The 20,652-nt window shown below is 42.9% G+C and carries 20 protein-coding genes and 1 pseudogene; 3 read left to right on the top strand and 18 right to left on the bottom strand.

The annotated features are described in order from the left end of the window. Positions 1-2: 2 nt before the first annotated feature. The 9 genes and pseudogenes from ANCC_RS00805 to ANCC_RS00765 all read right to left on the bottom strand — a co-directional run bounded on the left by ANCC_RS00805 (position 3) and on the right by ANCC_RS00765 (position 9,156). Positions 3-638, bottom strand: coding sequence for an endonuclease III domain-containing protein (locus ANCC_RS00805; RefSeq protein WP_024728899.1), 636 nt, complete (start codon positions 636-638; stop codon positions 3-5). Positions 639-966: 328 nt separating this feature from the next. Beyond that, the gene (locus ANCC_RS18100) at positions 967-1,104 is read right to left on the bottom strand and encodes a hypothetical protein (RefSeq protein ID WP_182483064.1); all 138 of its coding nucleotides are present in this window, start codon (positions 1,102-1,104) and stop codon (positions 967-969) included. Positions 1,105-1,221: 117 nt separating this feature from the next. Beyond that, positions 1,222-2,079 (bottom strand): MBL fold metallo-hydrolase, encoded by an 858-nt coding sequence (locus tag ANCC_RS00795; protein ID WP_039946812.1) that lies wholly within the window; start codon positions 2,077-2,079, stop codon positions 1,222-1,224. Positions 2,080-2,285: 206 nt separating this feature from the next. After that, complete coding sequence (locus tag ANCC_RS00790) at positions 2,286-3,614, bottom strand: SLC13 family permease (protein WP_039946814.1); 1,329 nt, start codon at positions 3,612-3,614, stop codon at positions 2,286-2,288. 88 nt (positions 3,615-3,702) lie between these two features. Then, the gene (locus tag ANCC_RS00785) at positions 3,703-4,692 is read right to left on the bottom strand and encodes a hydroxyacid dehydrogenase (RefSeq protein ID WP_006567915.1); all 990 of its coding nucleotides are present in this window, start codon (positions 4,690-4,692) and stop codon (positions 3,703-3,705) included. 32 nt (positions 4,693-4,724) lie between these two features. Then, on the bottom strand, positions 4,725-5,633 hold the full coding sequence (gene dapA / locus ANCC_RS17955) for a 4-hydroxy-tetrahydrodipicolinate synthase (RefSeq protein ID WP_039946856.1): 909 nt from the start codon (positions 5,631-5,633) through the stop codon (positions 4,725-4,727). A gap of 69 nt (positions 5,634-5,702) precedes the next feature. Further along, positions 5,703-6,914 (bottom strand): annotated as a pseudogene (locus ANCC_RS17950) (four-carbon acid sugar kinase family protein); the annotation flags it as partial. Between the two features lie 18 nt (positions 6,915-6,932). Further along, positions 6,933-7,973 carry a 4-hydroxythreonine-4-phosphate dehydrogenase PdxA gene (gene pdxA, locus ANCC_RS00770; protein WP_006567917.1) on the bottom strand — a complete coding sequence of 347 codons (1,041 nt, stop codon included), beginning with the start codon at positions 7,971-7,973 and terminating at the stop codon, positions 6,933-6,935. Between the two features lie 28 nt (positions 7,974-8,001). After that, on the bottom strand, positions 8,002-9,156 hold the full coding sequence (locus ANCC_RS00765; protein ID WP_039946816.1) for an iron-containing alcohol dehydrogenase: 1,155 nt from the start codon (positions 9,154-9,156) through the stop codon (positions 8,002-8,004). 234 nt (positions 9,157-9,390) lie between these two features. On the opposite strand from ANCC_RS00765, the gene ANCC_RS00760 reads away from it, so the two are divergent. Then, positions 9,391-11,169, top strand: coding sequence for a sigma-54-dependent Fis family transcriptional regulator (locus tag ANCC_RS00760; protein WP_006567920.1), 1,779 nt, complete (start codon positions 9,391-9,393; stop codon positions 11,167-11,169). Positions 11,170-11,211: 42 nt separating this feature from the next. Here the strand turns inward: ANCC_RS00760 and ANCC_RS17545 are convergent, their stop codons facing one another. From ANCC_RS17545 to ANCC_RS00715, 9 genes are all read right to left on the bottom strand, one after another. Next, entirely contained in the window at positions 11,212-11,457 is a 246-nt protein-coding gene (locus ANCC_RS17545) for a CPBP family intramembrane glutamic endopeptidase (protein ID WP_267904117.1), read from the bottom strand. Positions 11,458-11,469: 12 nt separating this feature from the next. Next, a complete protein-coding gene (locus ANCC_RS17540) occupies positions 11,470-12,009 on the bottom strand; it encodes an HNH endonuclease (RefSeq protein ID WP_006567922.1) in 540 nt (179 codons plus the stop codon). Positions 12,010-12,014: 5 nt separating this feature from the next. Beyond that, a complete protein-coding gene (locus tag ANCC_RS00745) occupies positions 12,015-12,518 on the bottom strand; it encodes a GNAT family N-acetyltransferase (RefSeq protein ID WP_006567923.1) in 504 nt (167 codons plus the stop codon). Continuing rightward, positions 12,519-13,286, bottom strand: a complete 768-nt coding sequence (locus ANCC_RS00740; protein WP_039946859.1) for a GNAT family N-acetyltransferase — start codon at positions 13,284-13,286, stop codon at positions 12,519-12,521. Positions 13,287-13,327: 41 nt separating this feature from the next. Beyond that, the gene (locus ANCC_RS00735) at positions 13,328-13,600 is read right to left on the bottom strand and encodes a DUF6429 family protein (protein WP_006567925.1); all 273 of its coding nucleotides are present in this window, start codon (positions 13,598-13,600) and stop codon (positions 13,328-13,330) included. Positions 13,601-13,627: 27 nt separating this feature from the next. Further along, complete coding sequence (locus tag ANCC_RS00730; RefSeq protein WP_006567926.1) at positions 13,628-14,113, bottom strand: GNAT family N-acetyltransferase; 486 nt, start codon at positions 14,111-14,113, stop codon at positions 13,628-13,630. A 254-nt stretch (positions 14,114-14,367) separates the two neighbouring features. Further along, entirely contained in the window at positions 14,368-14,502 is a 135-nt protein-coding gene (locus ANCC_RS17765) for a hypothetical protein (protein WP_006567928.1), read from the bottom strand. An 84-nt stretch (positions 14,503-14,586) separates the two neighbouring features. Continuing rightward, positions 14,587-15,966 (bottom strand): 23S rRNA (uracil(1939)-C(5))-methyltransferase RlmD, encoded by a 1,380-nt coding sequence (gene rlmD, locus ANCC_RS00720; protein WP_006567929.1) that lies wholly within the window; start codon positions 15,964-15,966, stop codon positions 14,587-14,589. A 34-nt stretch (positions 15,967-16,000) separates the two neighbouring features. Beyond that, positions 16,001-16,942, bottom strand: coding sequence for a 3'-5' exoribonuclease YhaM family protein (locus tag ANCC_RS00715; protein WP_006567930.1), 942 nt, complete (start codon positions 16,940-16,942; stop codon positions 16,001-16,003). A gap of 199 nt (positions 16,943-17,141) precedes the next feature. Here ANCC_RS00715 and ANCC_RS00710 point away from each other — a divergent pair, with 199 nt between their 5' ends. Then, a complete protein-coding gene (locus ANCC_RS00710; RefSeq protein WP_006567931.1) occupies positions 17,142-19,541 on the top strand; it encodes an endonuclease MutS2 in 2,400 nt (799 codons plus the stop codon). Positions 19,542-19,751: 210 nt separating this feature from the next. Beyond that, a complete protein-coding gene (licT, locus tag ANCC_RS00705; RefSeq protein WP_006567932.1) occupies positions 19,752-20,612 on the top strand; it encodes a BglG family transcription antiterminator LicT in 861 nt (286 codons plus the stop codon). Positions 20,613-20,652 lie beyond the last annotated feature (40 nt).

Below are 20,652 nucleotides of genomic sequence, written 5' to 3'. Positions count from 1 at the left end.
CACTATAATCCTTCTTTGGGGCATATATCCTTCAGACAGCATACCTCACAGTGTGGCTTTGTCCTTGCAGTACAGATATCCCTTCCGAGAAATACCAGCCTGTGGCAGAAGTCGCTTCCTTCTTCGGGAGGTATGATCTCCCAGAGTGCCATCTCTACTTTTTTTGGATCTTTGATCTGATCCACCAGTCCCATGCGGTTCACCAGCCGGATGCAGTGAGTATCCGTGACGATTGCAGGTTCTCCGAAAACATCGCCCATCACAAGGTTGGCGCTCTTACGTCCTACCCCCGGAAGTTTCATCAGAGCCTTAAAGTTATCCGGAATTCCGCCGCCGTATTCGTCTCTCAATATTTTCATACAGGCACTGATATCTCTCGCCTTACTTCGTCCAAGCCCACACGGCCTGACGATCGCCTCTATGTCCGCCGGATCTGCTTCTGCCAGAGCATTCACATCCGGATATTTTTCATATAAATCCTGAACAACCACATTGACTCTGGCATCTGTACACTGTGCCGCCAGACGCACGCTCACCAGCAGTTTCCATGCCTGGTCATAATCCAAAGTACACCCTACATCAGGATACTCCTTTTTCAGCCTCTCTATGATCTCCAACGCTAATTTGTCTTTTGTCATATTGTACTCCTCTATTTCTATTATAACAAATAGGCATTTGCGAAACGCCGGAATCCGCATAAATACGGCATTCTTTTTGCTACAAAACAACTCCTCAATGATTTATGGTAAAATTGAGATGTCAAATAACAATTAGCAATATCACCAAAAAAGGAGTTGCACCTATATGATAACATACAAACAGCTTTCTTTGGCAGATATTTTTACCGATTGTCAAAATAAATTGTCCCGGTGTCTTTCGTTTCTCATTCTCACGCTGCCACCAGCAGACCTCGTAAACATCTTCTTTATCCGATGCTCAAGGCCCTGTTATTACAGCTCATTTTCTCTATTCCAAGACATCTCTCTTGATCGTATTTCTCAAATACTCTTGCTCCTTCATCTTCTGCAAATATTCTTCCGTGATCTCGGCATATCCATTCACAAGACCTGGCATCGGCGTAACCGGATGATACGTAAAGAGCATAACCTCCTCGTCGGCCTGCCGCACGATCTCATCAATAACCGTCGAATTCGCGAACGTCGCCGTGTAGACCTTCCAGATCCGGTCAGTGTTGTGAAACTGCAGCCCCTTTGTTTTTTGTTACAATTCCTTTAATTCTTTTTTCTTTTGATCGAGATAATTCTTCCATGCTTTGTCGTCAAGAAATTGATTTTCATCCGGATGTTTCAGCATGTATTCGTGTTTATTCAGCAAATCAACGTTAGACGTATGATTTCCCATAAACAGATCAACTTTCTGGTTCCTTACCTTCTCCAGCGAGTGCAGATAATCTTTTCTCGCTTGAAATCCAGAATCTCCAATTTCGTTCAGATAATCCGACTGAAGGGTGTTAAAGCCAAAGCCGCCATAATATCCTGCGCGTTTTCTCTCTTTTCCGTCCGTAATATCGAAGAAACACACGATACAACCTTTCGTGTGTCCCGGAACCAGATAAAATTCAACGGTCGTATTGCCAAATGTCCGTATATCCCCTTCTTTGACTGCAACGTCCACATGAAATAATGTATCCATGCAATTGCCGCTTTCCTGAATCATAGTCAATTCCGGATGTTCCCGAAACATTTTTACATCCGGTTCACCCATGTAGATTTTGGTTCCGAACATGTTTTTAAAAAAATTTACAGCGCCAAAGTGATCAACATGGCCATGCGATAAAATAATCCATTTTACGTCTGCCGGATTAAAACCCATTTCCCAAATTGACTGTATCAGCACTGCCTGCGCTCCACAATTCCCAGCATCAAACATAAGAAGACCTTCTCCCGTGTCCACAATATGCACGCAGACCCAGCTACCACCAACATAGTATAAATTTCCATAAATTTGAAATGGTTTTACATAGCGCAATTCCTGATTAATAAAAAATTTTCCCGTCTTTTTACCTGCAATTCTGTTCCGATGCTCCTCATAATCCTTATAATCTGATTTTATTGACATTTTACTTTTCCTTACTGATATAAATTCCATCGGCTGCTGGCCGGCACAAGCCGCAGACCCGTGGGGTGGTCTGCAGCCGTATAATCTGCAAGTATATTAGTATGATGTACTGTTCGCGAAAACAATGCACAACAGGAAGTACAGTTTCATTATAACATCTGCTATAATTCCACTATACTTCCTACTATGCGGTTTATTTTTTAACTTTAGAAGAGGAATGTTACTGAACTTACAGTAACTACTGCGATCAATATGATCAGCAATGGCCCGCCAATCTTGACAAAGTCGGAGAATTTATATCCGGCCGGTAAAATCTGCATGTTGACAGCTGTTCCGTAAGATGTTGCAATTGCCAGATTCGAACACGCCGCAATTACGATAACCCACGGAACCGGACTGATTCCAAGACCAAGCGCCATTGCGATAGCAATTGGGCTGATCATAGCCGCCGTTGCATTGTTCGACATAAAATTCGTCAGTACGCTTGTTAAAACTGCAATTACAATTGTAAGAACTACTACGGAAGCGTTTTTCCCTCCGAAAAGATTCAGTACTGCGTTTGCGATCAAAGCTCCGCCGCCTGATTTATCAAGTCCCGCTCCAAGTCCGCCGATACCGCCGATTGTAATCAGTACATCCCAAGGAAGCTCTTCATAAGCTTTCTTGACCGGAATACATTTTGTTCCAAGAACGATAACTGCACCTAACATACCGATAACGCCGATTGTAAAATGGCTTTTAAATGGTTCAAATCCACTCGCCACGAATAAGAAAATGCACAGAAGCATTGTAAATACTGAAATAGCTCCTTTCTTGCCATCCGCCGGATCATTTGTGCTTTTTTCTTCAACTGCCGGGGCATCTGCATACATGTTTCCCACATTGAAGTCCGGACTTTCCGGTTTCAGAACTTTCTTCAGCAAAGTATATCCGATCGTCCCCCAGAAGACAACCTGCACGATAGATGCCGGAAGCATGATTTTTGTCATATCAAACATTCCAAGTCCATCTTTATATCCGTCATATCCCTGAAGCACCGCGTTCGCCGCAAGCTGTGATGTAGACCCGACCAGCGTACATGCCCCCCCAATGACTGCTGCAGTTCCCGCCGGGAAAATAACCATCTTAGATCGGATCCGTCCGTTTGATCCAGCCGCTACAACAGCGATCAGAGGCATCCAGATAGCTACTGTTCCGTTATTGCTCATAAACGCTGACATCAAACAGCATACAGCGCTTGCTGTTACGATAAATCTGCGTTCCGTCTTTGCTAAAAATGAATTTCCAATTCTGTCGCCGATTTTCTGAGCCATGCCGGTCTCAAAGAGCGCCGCGCTTACGATACACATCCCGACGACCATTGCCCAGCCAGGAGCGCTGAATCCGGCATATACTTCCGAAAGTTCCATCTGCGGAATCAGAATTCCCATTGCTACGGAACTTCCCATAGCCACAACGCTCATTGGCAATTTATTCCACATGAACAGTACAATTGTAATTGCTGCAATTATAATTGCTATAATACTTGAACTCATAGTTTTTTCTCCGTTTCCCCACATAGTTTTTCTTGTAACTTAACTTTATACACTCATATATAAGAGTTCAGCCCTTTATTATGGCTTCTTATACTTCTGCATACTCCGCGTCTTTCCACTTCGGATGATCATATACCGACCTGTCTGCTACGAACGGCCATTTCTTTCCCTCTGCTACTGCCAGACAGCCTTTCACACACATTTGAGCCATTTTAATGACCGCTTCTCTTGTCTGTGCCGCCGAATGAGGGCTTACAATCAGATTTGGGCAATTCAAAAGCGGATCATCTGTCTTTGGAGGTTCATTGCAGAATACGTCCGTTCCTGCCCCTGCAATTTCACCTGCTTTCAACGCCTCTGTCAGATCTGCTTCGTTGATGATTCCGCCGCGGCTGCAGTTAATGATCAGTGCCGTTTTCTTCATTTCTGAGAGCTGCTTTCTGGAAATCATATTTCTGGTTTCCTCGGTGAGAGGCACATGAATGGATACTACGTCACTGATTTTCAAAAGCTCTTCATAGTTCTCATAGTACTCTGCGCCGTAACCTTCTACCTGTTCTTTTGACAAAAACGGATCATAGGCTGCTATTTTCATTCCACATCCTTCACAGATCTTTGCAGTTTCACGTCCGATTGCCCCAAGTCCAAGAATCCCAACGTTCTTACCTTCCAGCTCAAATGCTTTTTTAGCTCCACGGATTTCCCAGTTGCCTTTGCACATTTCCGTCTGAGCTTCCACCAGATTTTTGGAAAGTGCGAACATCATCGCCACCGCATGCTCTGCAACGCTTCTGTTATTGGCTCCCGGTGTGATAACTACAGGGATCCCATGCGCTGTAGCTGTCTTCACATCTACGGAATCATATCCTACGCCTGTACGCCCGATAACCTTCAGATTCGGGCTGTTCTCGATGGCATGTCCGTCACATTTTGCAATCCTTACGATCAGAGCGTCTGCATTCTTCATTTCATCCAGATAATTGTTTGGATCCTGATTATCTGCAACATAAACATCCGCGATTCCGTCCAGCATCTGAAGCCCTTCCGGGCACACGGCCTGTGTCATTACAAATTTCATCTTCTATTCCTCGCTTCTTTCTAATCTTTTATTTAGTTCATACCCTTATCAGCGTTCTCTTTTAAAACCCTCTTAAGCGCTTCTACGCCTTCATCGCACAGATAGTTGAATGGCCTTCTGCAGTCTCCTACCGGATATCCAAGCATCGCAACGGCCTTCTTAACTACTGTGTTCGGATTCCCATATTTGAACACTGCGCGGAAACTTGCGATAGAATCCTGCGCCGCCTGCGCATCTTCCAGTTTCCCTTCTTTGAAAAGATTGTAAATAGAAGAAAGTACATGAGGATATACATTGGAGCATCCGGCGATCCCGCCAGTTCCCCCTTCTTTTAATGCCGGAAGGATCAGGGAATCATTTCCTGATAATACGAAGAAATCTTTGTCAAGATCCTGAGTCTGATGAATATATGCTTTCAGGTTCTCCCAGTCCCCGCTGGAATCCTTTGCCCCGACAATAATATCTACGTCTCTGGCGAGCCTGGCGACCGTCTGCGGAAGAAGTTTGTTGCCTGTGCGTGCCGGAATATTATAAAGTACAATCGGCGTGTCCACATGTTTTGCAACTTCTACATAATGGTCATACAGTTCTTTCTGAGATGCGACCGCAAAACTTGGCGTAATAATGGAAAGCACGTCTGCCCCAAGCTCCTCCGCTTTCCTGCTCATACGGATGGTATCTGCTGTGGAAATGCATCCGGAGCCTGCATATACAGGTACACGTCCTTTTACCTGATCGATCGTTGCTTCAAGCACTTCAACCTTCTCATTCTCGCTTAAGATATAACCTTCCCCGTTGGTTCCAAACGGGAAAATACCATGCACACCGCCGTCAATCAGACGTTCAATCTGTGCGCGGAGTTCCTCTGTATTCATACTTTCATCCGCTTTCATCGGTGTTAAAATTGGTGTGATAATTCCCTTCAGTTCAACTTTTTTCATGATGCGTTCTCCTTTCAATTTTGAATTTTTATGAAGCACTTTCTCTGCGATTCGGCACAGGATATCGACTGTTCCGAATCCACCTGATTTTGATATTACCTGTATGGAATGGCCTCCGCATTTAATTTTTGATACAACAACGCCTTGTTCAATTTCGCATATTGGTTCGATCTGCGTACATCCGATTTGCTTCATATATCCCATCAGCGTATCCCCGCCCGTCATCAGGATCGTAAGATCCAGCCCCTGGTTTACCAGTTCGTTGACAATGCAGCCATGCGCATCTGAGATTCTGAATCTGACAGATTCCTGTTCTATCTTGTGGTCTTTCAGAAATTGTTCTTTGCTGTCATCCGAATCAAATGTATCAACAATCACTTTCTTCCTGCGCTGGCAGAGTCCCGCTATTTCGCGTGTAAATGATCTTCCCTGCGCCGTCCCATAATATTCCGGCATCAGTTTCTGATGCATTGTCAGATGGATTCTTGTAAATCCGCCGTTCTTTTCCGCATACGAAACCTGCTGTTCTGTAATCTTGTTCAGACTTCCGCATGCTACATACATCCCGTCAGTCTTGTGAAATGCCATCTCTCCTTGCCGGTTGAAAGATATTTTTTCTACCAGACGATCTGCCAGTCCTGCGCACCCCGCCAACAGCCCGAGAGCGTTCTTCTCAATCAGCTCGTCCAGTCGGTTATCAATGTCTTCTGTACTGACCGTATCACATACGATAATCTCCGGTTGGTCTTTTGCCAGTTCAGGAATCTTCTCGCTTCTCTTTAACACCTCTACGGCAACATCGCTCTCTTTTTTGATGATATCCGGTATGTACGACATATTTACCGGTTCAAATGGATCCTTTCCAAATACACTGTTTTCCAGCAATTCACCGTCTATATAATGAGTCCCGTTCTTTGTAACTCTGTGAATTTCCGGATAACCGGGAAGGAAGAACACTTTGCCGTTTCCCGCTGCATCGGCGACAGCTTTTACCTCGGCCCCTATGTTTCCCCTGAGCGCAGAATCTGTTTTTTTGAAAATAATCTGTACTTCGCGGGCAATCGCCCACTCTGTAATCTTTTTTACTTTCAGATACGCGTCTTCTTTCTGCATTGGCCTTGATTCACTGTCGATCACAAGAACCTCTGTGTCTGGTCTGATTTCACTATTCTCCAACTTTGTTTTTGTGAAAACCTGTGTGCTGATGCCACGTTTTTTAAACTGGATTCCTGTATCCAAAGCACCAGTAAAATCATCGGCTATAATCAACAGTTTTACCACGTCGTTTTCCTCCCGCTATTATTTGTTTTCTGCAAGGCGGATCGCATAATCAATAGAATTTACAAGGCTTAATTCGTTACATTTTCCTGTTCCTGCAAGATCAAATCCGGTTCCATGATCTACAGATACGCGTATGATTGGAATGCCAAGCGTTACATTGACGCCGGATACGGCGTCCCATTTCTTTTGCTCCTTATTATATTTGAATCCTTCTACCTTAAGCGGTATATGTCCCTGATCGTGATACATTGCAACGACAATATCATACCAGCCCCCGATTGCTTTAGAGAAAATGGAATCCGGAGGCGTCGGCTTCTTCTCCGGAATATGAATCCCTTCTTCCAGCGCCGCATCAATAGCCGGCTGAATCTCTTCAATCTCTTCCGTACCAAACATTCCGTTCTCCCCGCAGTGCGGATTCAGGCCTGCCACGCCAATCTTCGGCTCTTTAATTCTGATCGCTTTACATGCATCGTTGGCAATTCTGATGCACTCCAGCACGCGTTCTTTTTTTACCCTCTCGCATGCCTGACGAAGAGAAACATGCGTGGACACATGTACAACTCTCAGATCGCCATGGGCGAGCATCATGGTGTATTTGCCGGTATGTGTATAATCTGCGTAAATCTCTGTATGTCCGGAGTAATGATGCCCTGCCATGTTAATGGCTTCTTTGCAGATCGCATTAGTTACAGTTGCATCAATCTCGTTTTTCATTGCAAGCTCGATCACCTTCACAACATACTGGAATGCGGCTTCCCCACACATTTTTGAAACTTTACCGTATATATGCTTTTTCATATCGACCAGTTTCATATCATAGACGTCGATCGTTCCGTGTTGGAATACCGCATCTTTTACATTTTCTACAGCATGGATCCGGATTTCATTGCCTTTCCCAAGAAACTCCACTGCGTTTTTCATGCAATTCGCATCTCCAATAATGATTGGCTTACATCTTTCGTACACAGCCGGGTCTGAAAGTGCTTTTACGGAGATTTCAGATCCATTTCCCGAGGGATCTCCCATTGTAATTCCGATAATTGGTTTCTTTTCCATTTCTACTGCCCTTTCTTTGATAATTGTTTTATTTCAGAACTCTCAGGTAAATACCCCTGATATCATCCAGTGATAATTCTTTCATGTTATTTACCAAAAGTCTTTTTTGATCGCTTCCTGCCTTTACAAGGAAATCAAGGTCTTCCATTTTTACTCCGAATTCATTCAGGTCTGTTGGAATGTTTGTCACTCTTACAATGTCTACAATCTGTTCGATCATATAGTCCGCCTTTTCATCCACATTTTTTTCGAAAAGCTCCGGGAACACTCCGTCGCACAATTCCGCAAGTCTTTCCCTGCAGGCGTCTTTGTTGAATTCCATTACATGTGCAAAAAGGATTGCATTGGATACGCCATGCGCAATATGGTATTTTCCGCCCAATGGATATGACAGCGCATGTACAGCCGTTGTACCGCTTCCTGTGATAGCGACTCCGCCATAGAACGCGCCAAGCATCATATTACCCTTTGCTTTCATATGATCTGCATCATTGTAAGCTTCTCTGATATTATGAAAGATCAGTTTTGCACCGGCCATTGCATACGTATCGGAAAACGAAGTCGCTTTTTTTGAGGTAAAGCACTCTACTACATGGGCAAGCGCATCCACGCCCGTTGCTGCAATGATAGATTTTGGAAGCTTTCTGATCATCTGCGGATCCAGAAATACGTAATCCGGAATCATGTTATCGTTCACAATTCCTTTCTTTGACTGCTCTTCCGGAATGGCTACGATAGCGTTGCATGTTGCCTCCGATCCGGTTCCGCAAGTAGTAGGAATCATCAGGGTCTTAATCTGTTTCTCAGCAATTGCAGGATCTCTCAGAAGATCTTTTATCGTATAAGAAGCGTCTTTTAATATACTGCAGAGCTTTGCCGCATCCATAACGCTTCCGCCGCCAATCGCAATAATAAAATCACCATTGTAGCACGCGACCTCATCCATGACTCTTTCTACATCCTGATATGCCGGTTCCGGAGTCAAATTGTCAAATACTTGATATTCGGCCGTTGTTTTATGAAGTATTTTCGTCAGTATATCCAAAAGTCCTGTAAGTCTGATGCCTTTATCTGTAAATACAATAATCTTCTTTGCATGTTCTTTTTCGATGATTGCAGCTACATTTTCAATGCATCCCTCCCCTCCGCAGATATATGACGGAATTTTAATCTGATAACTCATTTTCTTTCCTCCTTTGATTCGTTTTGAAATATTTTGTGTTTCTTTGCTTTTCTTGTTTAACATATTACTTCTTAAAACCTCGTTATTCAATTGCACAATTTCATTTTATCGTTTTATTTTGAAACATCCAGCTTAATTTTTGTTGCATTTTGATACATTCAAGTATATAATGAATCTATATGAAAGCGAATATCTCAACGATAAAAATCCATTTTTTACAAAGGGGAAATCCATATGCAGAAAACCAAGATACTTGCAGTAGCTCCTTATGAAGGAATGGCGGATGCCATATCTGCAATCGCACAGACAAGAGACGATATCCGCATGACGGTACAGACAGGCGATTTGGATAACGGCAAAAAAATCGCCCTCGAACTGGCACATAATAATTATGACGTTATTATTTCAAGAGGCGGAACTGCCGAATTGATACGTTCTAACGTCGAGCTCCCGGTAATCGATATCCCGATTTCCGTATATGATGTGCTCCGCACAATTAAACTTGTGGAAAGCTATTCTGGCAAGTTTATAATCGCCGGATTTTCTTCGATCACAAACTGCGCCAAAGTGCTCTGCGACCTACTGCAGTATGATATTGATATTGTAACGTTTACCAACGAATCGGATGCTCTGCCGGCAATCAGGAAGGCGCAGCAGAACGGCTGTACATTGGCTCTTTGTGATATGACAGGTTTAAATGCAGCCAGGAAGCTGGGGATGAATTCTATCCTTCTTTCTTCCGGAAGCGAAAGTATCACTTCTGCAATTGATGAAGCCGTCAAACTCGTGGCGTCTTCTGCTCATGTTCACAAACAGAAAGATCTGTTTCAGGCTCTTCTGACCAATGAAGACCGGGAATTTCTGATTTTTAATCCAGCCGGAGCCTTATGGTTTTCCAGTCTTCCAAATAACGACAGCAATACAGTCCTTATGAATCTTGTACAGACTTATCTTCGGGCTTTTTTGAAAGTTTCGGGTCAGACAGTCACCAGACAGATCCGCGATAAAATCTTCATCCTTACAAACCGGCATTTATTCTATGAAGACCAGAAATATACAGCAATAACCATCCAACAGAAACATGCCGTTTTTTCCGAAGAAGACTCAGTAATTACTATTTACAATCATTTGGATTCGAACTCAGAAGATTTCGCCGATGAATACAACGGCTCTCACCAAGTGGGACGTACGGCCGATATTATCGAAGCGTATGCAAAGAGCACACAGCCGGTACTGATTATAGGAGAATCCGGAACAGGGAAAGATAAAGTTGCAAAGCTTTTATATTCCAACAGCTCCGGGAATTCTTCCCCTTTATATATCATCAATTGTGAACTTATGGGGGAACGAAAATGGAATGCCCTGATCAATAATTCAGATTCGCCATTCGCAAATGTGAATACAAACATCTATATCAAAAATCCGGGAGCGCTTTCGAAAAATCAATTGGACAAGCTTTTTTCTTATATTGATAATTCAGAGCTCGCCAGAAGGAACCGGCTGATTTTTTCGCTGATCCTGAATTCCTCAGAAAAGGATCAGACGGAAATATGTCGAAATTATCTCGAGAACAAATTATCCTGCATGACTTTGAAGCTTTTGCCGCTTCGAGATCGCATTCAGGATCTTTCGAGCATTGCCACGCTTTATATTCATCGTATGAATGTCGCTACCGGCAAGCAGATTATCGGCTTTGAGGCGGAAGCTATGGATTTGATGACTGCTTTTTCATGGCCTAACAACCTCGATCAATTGCACCATATAATCAAAGAATTGGTGGTTATAACCCGCACTCCATATATTACGTATGAAAACGTAAAAGAAATTTTGGACAACGAACCCTCCGCCGATCCTTCTGCTGATATTTCCGGTCTGGATCTTACCGGCACACTGAATGAGATCAATGACCAGATCATCCATATGGTGCTTACGGAGGAAGCCGGAAATAAAGAACGAGCCGCTAAGAGGCTTGGAATCAGCCGGAGTACGCTTTGGCGAATGTTAAAGAAGTGATTTACAGATACGGGCATAAATAAGACAGGAAGAATGCATCCCTTATACCTCTTTTTCACAATGATTCAGGCTGATCCAAAGGATCGGTAAAAAGGACAGCAGATTGCTGATCATATGAGCTGAAAAAGGTGCTTTTAAGCTGTGATGCTTCTCATACACGAAGTAAAAGACGTTCCCCCACAATGCTGCATAGATCCCCTGGATCACATGTCTGTGACACAGCCCGAAAATAACACTGGAAATCAGAGACGACTTTTCTTTCCCCATCGGTTTTAATCCTTCGTACAGAAATCTGCGGAATCAAAGTTCCTCGGTCGCCGGGCCAATGACCCCTGCCGCAGCTGCGTTTACTAAAAGCGGGCTTTTCTCAGCACTTTGATCCATTATGAATTTGCTGTTATGGAAATTTTCTGTAAGATAAATAGAAATGTATTGTGTGAGAAAAAAGAAAGAAATCGTAAATAAAAGAATAAATTCCTTAATACCTTTACTCTCTGCAAAAACAGTATGCTGGATGGCTATCCCCTTGTCCCGCAGGGCATTTACTCTGTCGGGATCGGACGCGATCGGTACTAACGCATCCAAACCTTCTTTATTTCTCTTCTCCATGACTTCAAACCAATAGTCTCTCATCTGAGGGATCTGTTTTCTTTTTGCAGGGTTGTCTACATATAGATCGTGACATCTGGAGCAAAGGGGCGCAGCATTCTCAATCGTATCTTCATCTCCCTCATTCTGAGGAATGATATGATGTACTTCAACAAATGGTTCCTGACAGATGACGCACCTAAAACCTGATCTTCTCCTTGCTTCTTCCTTAACTTTTTCTGAAAATCCCATTATATTCACACCTCTGACTTTATTTTATAGATATAACGCAGTTCTCTTAAATCTTTTCCTCCGATATGATCCGTGAGACAGTCTCCACTGTTCTGGAAACCAAACTTCTCATAGAAGGTTCTGGCTCTCATATTTTCTTCTAAAACCCAGAGAAAGACATATGTATATCCCAGCTCAGCCAGCCCGTCAACTGCCGCCTGCAAAAGCTGTCTGCCATATCCATTTCCATAGTAATCCGGAAGCAAATAGAGCGAGACGATTTCCCCAAACCCCTTAAGACTGATGAATCTGGAAGCACAGTAGGAGGCCGTGCCGATCATCTTTTCACCATTCATCATGACTAATGAAATCAATTCAGAATTTTGAATTCCTTCACGCCATTTTTCTTTATCAATGTTATCCAGAAACTCCTGAGGAATGATGCCTCTATATGTACTTTTCCAACTGGCCGCATAGATACCACAGACTGCATCGATGTCATCTTCCTCGTTTAATAACCTGATCTCCATTTAATATCCCCCTATTTCAAATGCTTTGTATTCATGGTCAAAATGATATCCTAATTTCTCTGCAAGTGCAGCGGATGCTTGATTTTGGGCATCCCAGCTCGGATACAGACCTTTATTCAGACATTCCAGTATCAGCTTTGCTCCACAAGCATAAGCCAGTCCATTTCGCCGGAACTCTTCCTTCGTGTCAATCTCTATTTCAATTCCTTCTCTGTATCTTGCATAAGAAGAAGCTCCTGCTGCGAGCGATTCTCCTTTTAATACGGCAATTCCTATGCCGAGCTTTTTATATGTCTCATAGTCCTCAAACTGTGAGACCAGATCCTGACACCATGCACTTGATCTGCATAGCGCAAAAAGGTCTGCATCAATCATTCGCAGGGTATATCCCGGCTTTAATGAATTGACGGCAGACCTTAAAGTATCTTTATCAAAAATATTCTGTTCTTTTTTTATGGCATAACGTGTTACTGGTTTTGCTCTGTCTCCATACTTTTTGACGATCAGTTCTGCCCATTCCTCAGACTGCGGCACCATAATAATAAAGTCCTGGAAACAGTTTTCCGGTTTATAAGAGACTAAATCTTCCTCTGCATTTCCGGCAAAAAAACAGAAATCACCAAGAACAGCCATAGCGGACTGTGGATCTGAAGTATTGTCCACATAGATGTCTCCCATGACCTTTTGAAGACAGGACCAGATTAAAGTTTCCTTCCATTCTCCGAACAGTTTTCTCGCTTTTGTTGTGTCTTCCAATTTGATAGGCATGCCATAATCCTTTCTCTTCTTAAATATTGCTTGTTGTCTGCTCATTCATCCCAGTCTTTTATATTATATTTGACGAGTAATTCTTTTGCTTTCTCCAATCCTTCTTCGTAAATATGTACAGATTTAGAGCGATGGCTTCCCTGATCAATCAGCCCTTCTTCCTCAAGATCATCCAAGGCATGAAAGGGATACCCTTTCCAGGCTTTGTTTTCTTCTAATGAAAATCTATCCTGGTGGCTGAATCTTGTTAGATACATTAAAAGCAGTGATAGTTCGTTGATAGCTTCTTTTGGAGATGTTTTTTCTTCTCTCATCAACCTGATTCCTCCTTACACTAGCGGCTAAATAACTGTTTTTGTCAAATCATACATCATAATAAACTCTTCCTCTGTCTCATCGATAATTTTAAAGCCGAGATTCTGATACATTTTAAATGCATAATTTTCTTTCTGTACTGACAGAGAAGCCTTTTTGTATCCTTTTGATTTTAAAAGAGACAGCATCTCCTGCATCATTTTTGTACCGATTCCTTTTCCTCTATACTTTTTGTAAAGGGAAATTGCAAATTCGGGAGTCACGTCATCTATATTCCCATATCCGGATATGATCCGTGTCCAGACTGCTCCTATGATTCTTCCGTTTGCTTCGGCGCAGAGACAATGATCGTGTTCTTTTCCAAAGTTCTCTATGTATATATTTAAGTCTGGTTCATCGATGATTTCCTTTGGCAGAAGAGTTTCCGTGCCTTTTTGAAAAATTGCCTCATATAAAAACTTTTTTAGATAAGGGTATTCATTTGAATACATTTGTCTGATCTTATATTCCATGGCACTCTCCTTTAATTAAATTCTTTATAGAGTGAAATATGGTCTTTTAATTCAATAAAACCATTTTTTATATAAAAATTAAAAGCGGGAACAGTTCTCTCTGTCTGTAAAAAAATATGCGTTACCTGTTTGCTTTTGGCATATTGTTCAACGGCTTGTAAAAAGTCCGTACCAATGCATGATGCTTCCCATTGAAAGGCCAATGAGTTCATCATTTTTAAACAGACCCAATGTTAAAGAATTCCTGTTTCCTATTAAATCCATAATATATTCATGCAGTTGTGCCAAGTCACTCCAATCATCATTCCAGGGCTCCTTTGTAAAATCTCTGCAAATAATGATTTGATTTCTTCTATGCTTTTAATATTTAATTCTTTTAGTTCTTTCATAATAGATTTTCTTCTCCTCTAAAACACTGGATTTCCCAGGCATGTCTACCGTCCAATGACGAATCAATTTTCTGGTGGAAACCTCTACTGCCCTTTCCTCTTCAATAGTGCCACGGTCTCCACATGCCCCGTATGCCCAAACTGATCCACAACCGCCACTTTCCGAACTTCATATCCTTCTCCCCCCAGCACCTTCAAATCCCGAGCCAATGTCCCAGGATCACAGCTGACATACACAATCCTCTCCGGCCCCATCTTCACCATAGTATCGAGCAATGCCTTATCGCACCCTTTCCGGGGCGGGTCAACAACGATCACATCCGCATAAACCCCATTCTTCTCATACTCTCGTGGCAGTACTTCCTCCGCCTTCCCCACAAAGAACTTCACATTATCCATACGGTTCATCCTGGCATTCAATCTGGCATCTTCAATGGCTTCCTTTACAATCTCAACCCCATAGACCTGCTTTGCCTTCTGTGCCAGGAACAGAGAAATCGTTCCGATCCCACAGTAAAGATCCCACACAGTTTCATCCCCGCAGAGCCCGGCATACTCCAAGGCCTTCTCATACAGAACCTTCGTCTGCCTTGGATTCACCTGAAAGAATGACAGCGGCCCGATTTGATACTTCACATTCCCAATATAGTCATAAATATAAGCAGGTCCATAAACCTCTTCTACCTTACTTCCCATAATCCGGTTTGTCCTCTCCCGGTTGCTGTTGACACAAATGCTGGTCATACCCTCAACCTCTTTTAAAGACTCCACCAGTTCAGAAAGATTCGGAAGCTCCTTCTTCCTGCCGTTCACCACGAGACATACCATGATTTCCCCTGTGACAAACCCAACTCGGGTCATGATATGGCGCACCAATCCTCTATGATTTTTTTCGTCATAAGGCTCCACATGGTTCCTCTCCATGTAATCAAGAACCTTTTTAAGAATCTCCTCATTGACCGGATGCTGAATTGAACAGTGGGTACAGTCAATAATAGAATGAGTCCGTCCCGCATAAAACCCGGTGATCAGTTTTCCAGCCTTGTTCCGTCCCACAGGAAACTGGGCTTTGTTCCGATAATAATACGGCTCGTCCATTCCATAAATCGGTTCCATGAAAGAGCCTGCATTTTCAATCCCGCCGATTCGTTCCAGACAGTTTTTTACCTTATTAAATTTATACTCCAGCTGCTTTTCATAAGACAGATGCTGGAGAGTACATCCGCCGCACGGACGTGCGGAAGGACATCTGGGCTCCACACGGTCAGGAGACGGGACAAGCAGTTTTTCTACTCTTGCAAATCCATAATTTTTCTTTATCTTGATGATGCGGGCAAGGACTTTGTCCCCCGCGACGGCATCTTTTAAAAAGAGGGCATAGCCGTCTGCATGGCCGATGCCCTCTCCTTCATTGCCCATATCATCAATTTCCACTTCCACTAATTGATTCTTTTTAAATTCCATAGGCACCTCTTATTTCATCATCCATGAATGAAAATTAAATGGATGATTCTCTGATCTTTGTGTCAAACAAACGCTGGAAACCGGACCATTCCTGGCCTTCCTGCTTCTTCTCGATCACCTCTGCAAATGTCTCCATCTTAGCATCCAGATTATCAGCCTGGCTCAGTGCAAGTGCTTCTGCCAATGCAGGTTTTTTCGGTGAACCGAATTCCAGTTCCCCGTGATGGGACAGAATACAGTGTTTCACTTCGTTGGCAAGCTTTACAGGGAATCCCGGGATCTCATCCATGAGTTTGGAAAGCTTGATCGTTCCCATGACAATATGTCCCACTAACTGGCCTTCGTCTGTATAATCATTTTCAGGAAATGCTGAGAGCTCCTCTGCCTTTCCGATATCATGGAACAGTGCCGTTGTGACGAGCAGGTCTCTGTTTAACTGCGGATACAGAACTGCATACTGTTCACATAACTTTGCCACGCTGACAGAGTGCTCCAGCAGGCCGCCGATGTATCCGTGATGTACACTTTTTGCAGCAGAATGAATCTTAAACTTCTTTACAAACTCTTTATCTTCTACGAAAACCTTCATGGCAAGTTCTTTTAAATACGGGTTCTGAATTCTCTGGATCATTGTTAAAAGCTCATCAAACATTTCATCGATATCTTTTTTTGTGGATGGCATATAATCGGAAATCTGGTATTCTCCTTCATCTGCCTTCCGGATCATTTCAATATTCAGCTGATTATTTCCCTGGAAGTTTGTGACCTTCCCTTTCACCATGATATAATCCATGGCCTCAAAATGTCCGATGGCATTGTTAAGTTCCCATACTTTTCCGTCGATCATTCCGGTTTTGTCCTGGAGCGAAAGAGAATAATAGGTCTTTCCAAATTTTGATGTGCCGGATGTCTTTGTCTTGCACAAAAATACCTCCGAAACCATATCTCCTTCATGCAGCTCACTTATATATCTCATAATTTAACCTTTCTAGGGCCGCCTTAGAGCCCGCACCTCTTTTACTTTCCCTATTATTACATAAACTGCCCCGAAAATCCACTGGAAAATTGCCGTTTGGCTCGTTTACATGCCACATATTTTATGCTACACTTTTTCTAAATCTAAAAAAGAAAACCTTCTATAAATAATGGTTTTTGAATAATCTGAGGGAAAAAATATGAATCAAAAAGTTTTAAATACATTAGAATATGACAAGGTCATCGAAAGGCTTAAAGCGTATGCCACCACAGAACTTGGAAAAGCCGCCTGTGAAAAATTAGAGCCGATGACGGATGAACCGGAAATATCCCTGGCCCAGGAACAGACACAGGATGCCCTGACCAGACTTTATAAACAGGGAAGTATTTCATTTTTTGGAGTACATGATCTGGGGGCTTCTCTGAAACGCCTGAAAATGAAAGGGACTTTGAGTGCCGGAGAACTTCTGGAGATTGCCGGTCTTTTGGAGGCAGTAAAAAATGCACTGGCCTACGGTGCACAGCGGGATGATATGGCGGATGCCGATTCTCTGGATTCTGTATTTGAGTCTCTGGTACCGATGGACGGCCTGTTAAAGGATATCAGACACTGTATTATTTCACCGGAAGAGATCAGTGATGATGCCTCCTCCGCCTTAAAAGACATCCGCAGAAATATGAAACTGACCAATCAGAAGATCCACAGCCAGCTCACGGCTATGGTCAGTTCTTCCTCCAACAAAGACATGCTTCAGGATGCCCTTGTGACCATGAGAAACGGACGCTATTGTATTCCGGTAAAACAGGAGTACCGCGGACAGTTTAAAGGAATGATACATGACCAGTCTTCCAGCGGTTCTACTCTGTTTATCGAGCCGATGGCGGTGGTGACTCTGAACAATCAGTTAAAAGAGCTGGAGGGACAGGAACAGACAGAGATCGAGCGTATATTATCGCTTTTAAGCGAACAGGCTTCCTACGATATGGATGGTCTGGCACAGAACCAAAAGCTTCTGGTTCTGCTTGATTTTATTTTTGCAAAGGCTAAATATGCCAAAGACTATAACGGCAGCAAACCGATTTTCAGAGAAGACGGCGTGATCAATATCAAACAGGGGCGCCACCCTCTGCTTGACCCTAAAAAAGTGGTTCCGATTAACGTCTCTCTCGGCGATGCATTTTCTATGCTGGTCATTACCGGGCCAAATACAGGGGGTAAAACCGTTTCATTAAAGACCGTGGGCTTATTTACACTGATGGGGCAGGCAGGCCTTCATATTCCTGCATTCCAGGGTTCCAGTCTGGGAATTTATGAAGAGGTATTCGCGGATATCGGAGATGAACAGAGTATTGAACAGAACCTGAGTACTTTCTCCTCCCACATGACCAATATTGTCTCTATCATTCAGAATGCCCATCGTCACTCTCTGGTGCTGCTGGATGAGCTGTGCGGCGGAACCGATCCGGTGGAAGGCGCTGCCCTGGCTATATCCATTCTGACGGACCTGCATGACCGGGGCGTAAAAACTATGGCGACGACTCATTACAGCGAACTGAAAATGTTTGCGCTCTCAACGGACGGAGTTGAAAATGCTTCCTGTGAATTTGATGTAGAGACATTATCCCCGACCTATCGGCTGATGATCGGCATTCCCGGAAAAAGTAATGCATTTGCGATTTCACGGAAGCTGGGACTCGATAACCATATTATTGTGCATGCATCGGATCAGATTGATGAATCAGTAAAAGATTTTGAGACCATACTGGCTGATCTGGAAAAGAGCAAGCAGACGATTGAGCAGGAACAGGAAGAAATCTTTGAATACCGGAAAGAGATCGAAAACCTGAGAAAGAGTCTGAAGGAACGCCAGGAAAATATAAAAGAAAAGCGTGAGAAACTTCTCCGCGAGGCCCGTGAGGAAGCCTACCGGATTATTTCCGAGGCAAAGGAAACTGCCGATGAGACGATCAAGGAATATAACAATTTAAAGAAGCAGTCAGGCAAAGATGCAAACAGGAAAATGGAGCATATGCGAAGTGATCTTCGCGGCAAAATGTCCAGACTGGAAAAAGATATGGCATATCGTTCTAAAAACAGAGCGTCCAAAAAACATGAACCTGGAGATTTTCAGGTTGGAGATGAGGTTTATGTGACCAGCCTTTCCCTGAGCGGCACAGTCCAGACACTTCCCAACTCCAAAGGAGACTTGTATGTACAGATGGGAATGATGCGCTCCAAAGTCAATGTCAAAGACCTGGAGATCACTAAGAGTGTGAAACAGGTGAAACGGGAAAATGCAAGAAATGAAGCCAGAAACAGTGGGCGGACTGCGATCAATAAGTCTTCCAGTATCCGTCCTGAAATCAACGTCCTTGGTATGACAGTGGATGAAGCCGTCTCCCAGCTTGATAAGTTCATTGATGATGCCTGTCTGGCAAACCTTGGACAGATTACCGTCATTCACGGAAAGGGAACAGGGGCCCTGAGAAAAGGGATCCATAACTACTTAAAGACTCTGAAAAAACAAAAACGGATCTCTGGATACCGAGACGGAGAATTCGGTGAGGGAGATATGGGTGTTACGGTTATCATGTTGTAATATCTGACCAAAGTTTGATTTTGTTTTTATCACATTTATACAAATTCTCAACATCCAGTTGACAGTTCGCAGCGGCTGTGATAAATTTGTATCAACAATTCGATAGGGATCGTGACTATTATAGAATAGGCGAGACCTGAATTATAATAAGGCATGAGTTATGTCTTATTATAATTTAGGTCTCTTTTTATATTTGGGGGAGGGATAAAAATGGAGCAGGAGTGCTTTCATGTTAAAAAGGTCTTAAACAATAATGTCATATTTTCAAAAAACCAAGAGGGACAGGACATTATTCTCACAGGCCTTGGACTGGGTTTTCAGAAGAGAAAAGGGGATCCGGTGGAGGCAGAAAAAATTGAACGAATTTTTATACTGAAAGAAGAAGCTACAGGAAACAGACTTTCGGAGCTGTTAAAACAGATTCCTATTGACTACTTTTATCTGGCGGATCAGATTAAACAGCATGCAGAACAAAAGCTTTCTAAGGAATTAAATCAGAATATCTATGTGACTCTATGTGACCATATGTATTATGCAGTAGAACGTTTTAAACAAGGACTTTTGTTCCAAAATCAGTTGATGTGGGAAATCAAACGGTTCTACCCTAAGGAATATCAGATTGCGTTGGAAGCGATCAAACTGATGAATTCCACTCTCAATGTAAAGCTTCCGGAAGATGAAGCCAGTTTTGTTGCCCTGCATATTATTAATGCAGAACTTAACGGTCATGAAATCCAGTCAGTCATCGATATGACAAGGCTGATCAAAGGAATCTGCAGCATTGTACAATATGAGTTTAAAATAGACTTTGATGAAAATTCCTTAAACTATACAAGGTTCATACTGCATTTAAAATTCTTTTCCCAGCGGCTTATGATGAATGAGCCTCCGGCAGAAGAAGCATCCTTTTTATACCCTCAGGTTCAGGAAAACATGCCGGAAGCATTTCAATGTTCCCGGAAGATCGCTTTATATATACAAAAAAGCTATAACTACACCATTACGAAAAGTGAACAGGTCTATCTGACCATTCACATTGAACGGCTGCTGTCAGAGAGCAGAAAGCTGTAAATCATAAGTTACTAAGATTGTGACTGCTTCGGGCAGGCAA

The sequence above is a fragment of the Anaerostipes caccae L1-92 genome (assembly GCF_014467075.1).
GTDB classification, from domain to species: Bacteria; Bacillota; Clostridia; order Lachnospirales; family Lachnospiraceae; genus Anaerostipes; species Anaerostipes caccae.
This window is presented reverse-complemented; position numbering and strand designations above follow the sequence as displayed.

Coding starts and splice junctions, on each gene's coding strand:
- ANCC_RS00765 (WP_039946816.1), bottom strand. CDS start 9,156: ATGAGTTATCAGATTAAAATTCCGTCATATATCTGCGGAGGGGAGGGA.
- ANCC_RS00795 (WP_039946812.1), bottom strand. CDS start 2,079: ATGTCAATAAAATCAGATTATAAGGATTATGAGGAGCATCGGAACAGA.
- ANCC_RS00760 (WP_006567920.1), top strand. CDS start 9,391: ATGCAGAAAACCAAGATACTTGCAGTAGCTCCTTATGAAGGAATGGCG.
- ANCC_RS00730 (WP_006567926.1), bottom strand. CDS start 14,113: ATGGAATATAAGATCAGACAAATGTATTCAAATGAATACCCTTATCTA.
- ANCC_RS00740 (WP_039946859.1), bottom strand. CDS start 13,286: ATGCCTATCAAATTGGAAGACACAACAAAAGCGAGAAAACTGTTCGGA.
- dapA (WP_039946856.1), bottom strand. CDS start 5,633: ATGAAAAAAGTTGAACTGAAGGGAATTATCACACCAATTTTAACACCG.
- ANCC_RS00785 (WP_006567915.1), bottom strand. CDS start 4,692: ATGAAATTTGTAATGACACAGGCCGTGTGCCCGGAAGGGCTTCAGATG.
- ANCC_RS00790 (WP_039946814.1), bottom strand. CDS start 3,614: ATGAGTTCAAGTATTATAGCAATTATAATTGCAGCAATTACAATTGTA.
- licT (WP_006567932.1), top strand. CDS start 19,752: ATGGAGCAGGAGTGCTTTCATGTTAAAAAGGTCTTAAACAATAATGTC.
- ANCC_RS18100 (WP_182483064.1), bottom strand. CDS start 1,104: ATGCTCTTTACGTATCATCCGGTTACGCCGATGCCAGGTCTTGTGAAT.
- ANCC_RS00805 (WP_024728899.1), bottom strand. CDS start 638: ATGACAAAAGACAAATTAGCGTTGGAGATCATAGAGAGGCTGAAAAAG.
- ANCC_RS00745 (WP_006567923.1), bottom strand. CDS start 12,518: ATGGAGATCAGGTTATTAAACGAGGAAGATGACATCGATGCAGTCTGT.
- rlmD (WP_006567929.1), bottom strand. CDS start 15,966: ATGGAATTTAAAAAGAATCAATTAGTGGAAGTGGAAATTGATGATATG.
- ANCC_RS00710 (WP_006567931.1), top strand. CDS start 17,142: ATGAATCAAAAAGTTTTAAATACATTAGAATATGACAAGGTCATCGAA.
- pdxA (WP_006567917.1), bottom strand. CDS start 7,973: ATGGAAAAGAAACCAATTATCGGAATTACAATGGGAGATCCCTCGGGA.
- ANCC_RS17540 (WP_006567922.1), bottom strand. CDS start 12,009: ATGGGATTTTCAGAAAAAGTTAAGGAAGAAGCAAGGAGAAGATCAGGT.
- ANCC_RS00735 (WP_006567925.1), bottom strand. CDS start 13,600: ATGAGAGAAGAAAAAACATCTCCAAAAGAAGCTATCAACGAACTATCA.
- ANCC_RS17765 (WP_006567928.1), bottom strand. CDS start 14,502: ATGAAAGAACTAAAAGAATTAAATATTAAAAGCATAGAAGAAATCAAA.
- ANCC_RS00715 (WP_006567930.1), bottom strand. CDS start 16,942: ATGAGATATATAAGTGAGCTGCATGAAGGAGATATGGTTTCGGAGGTA.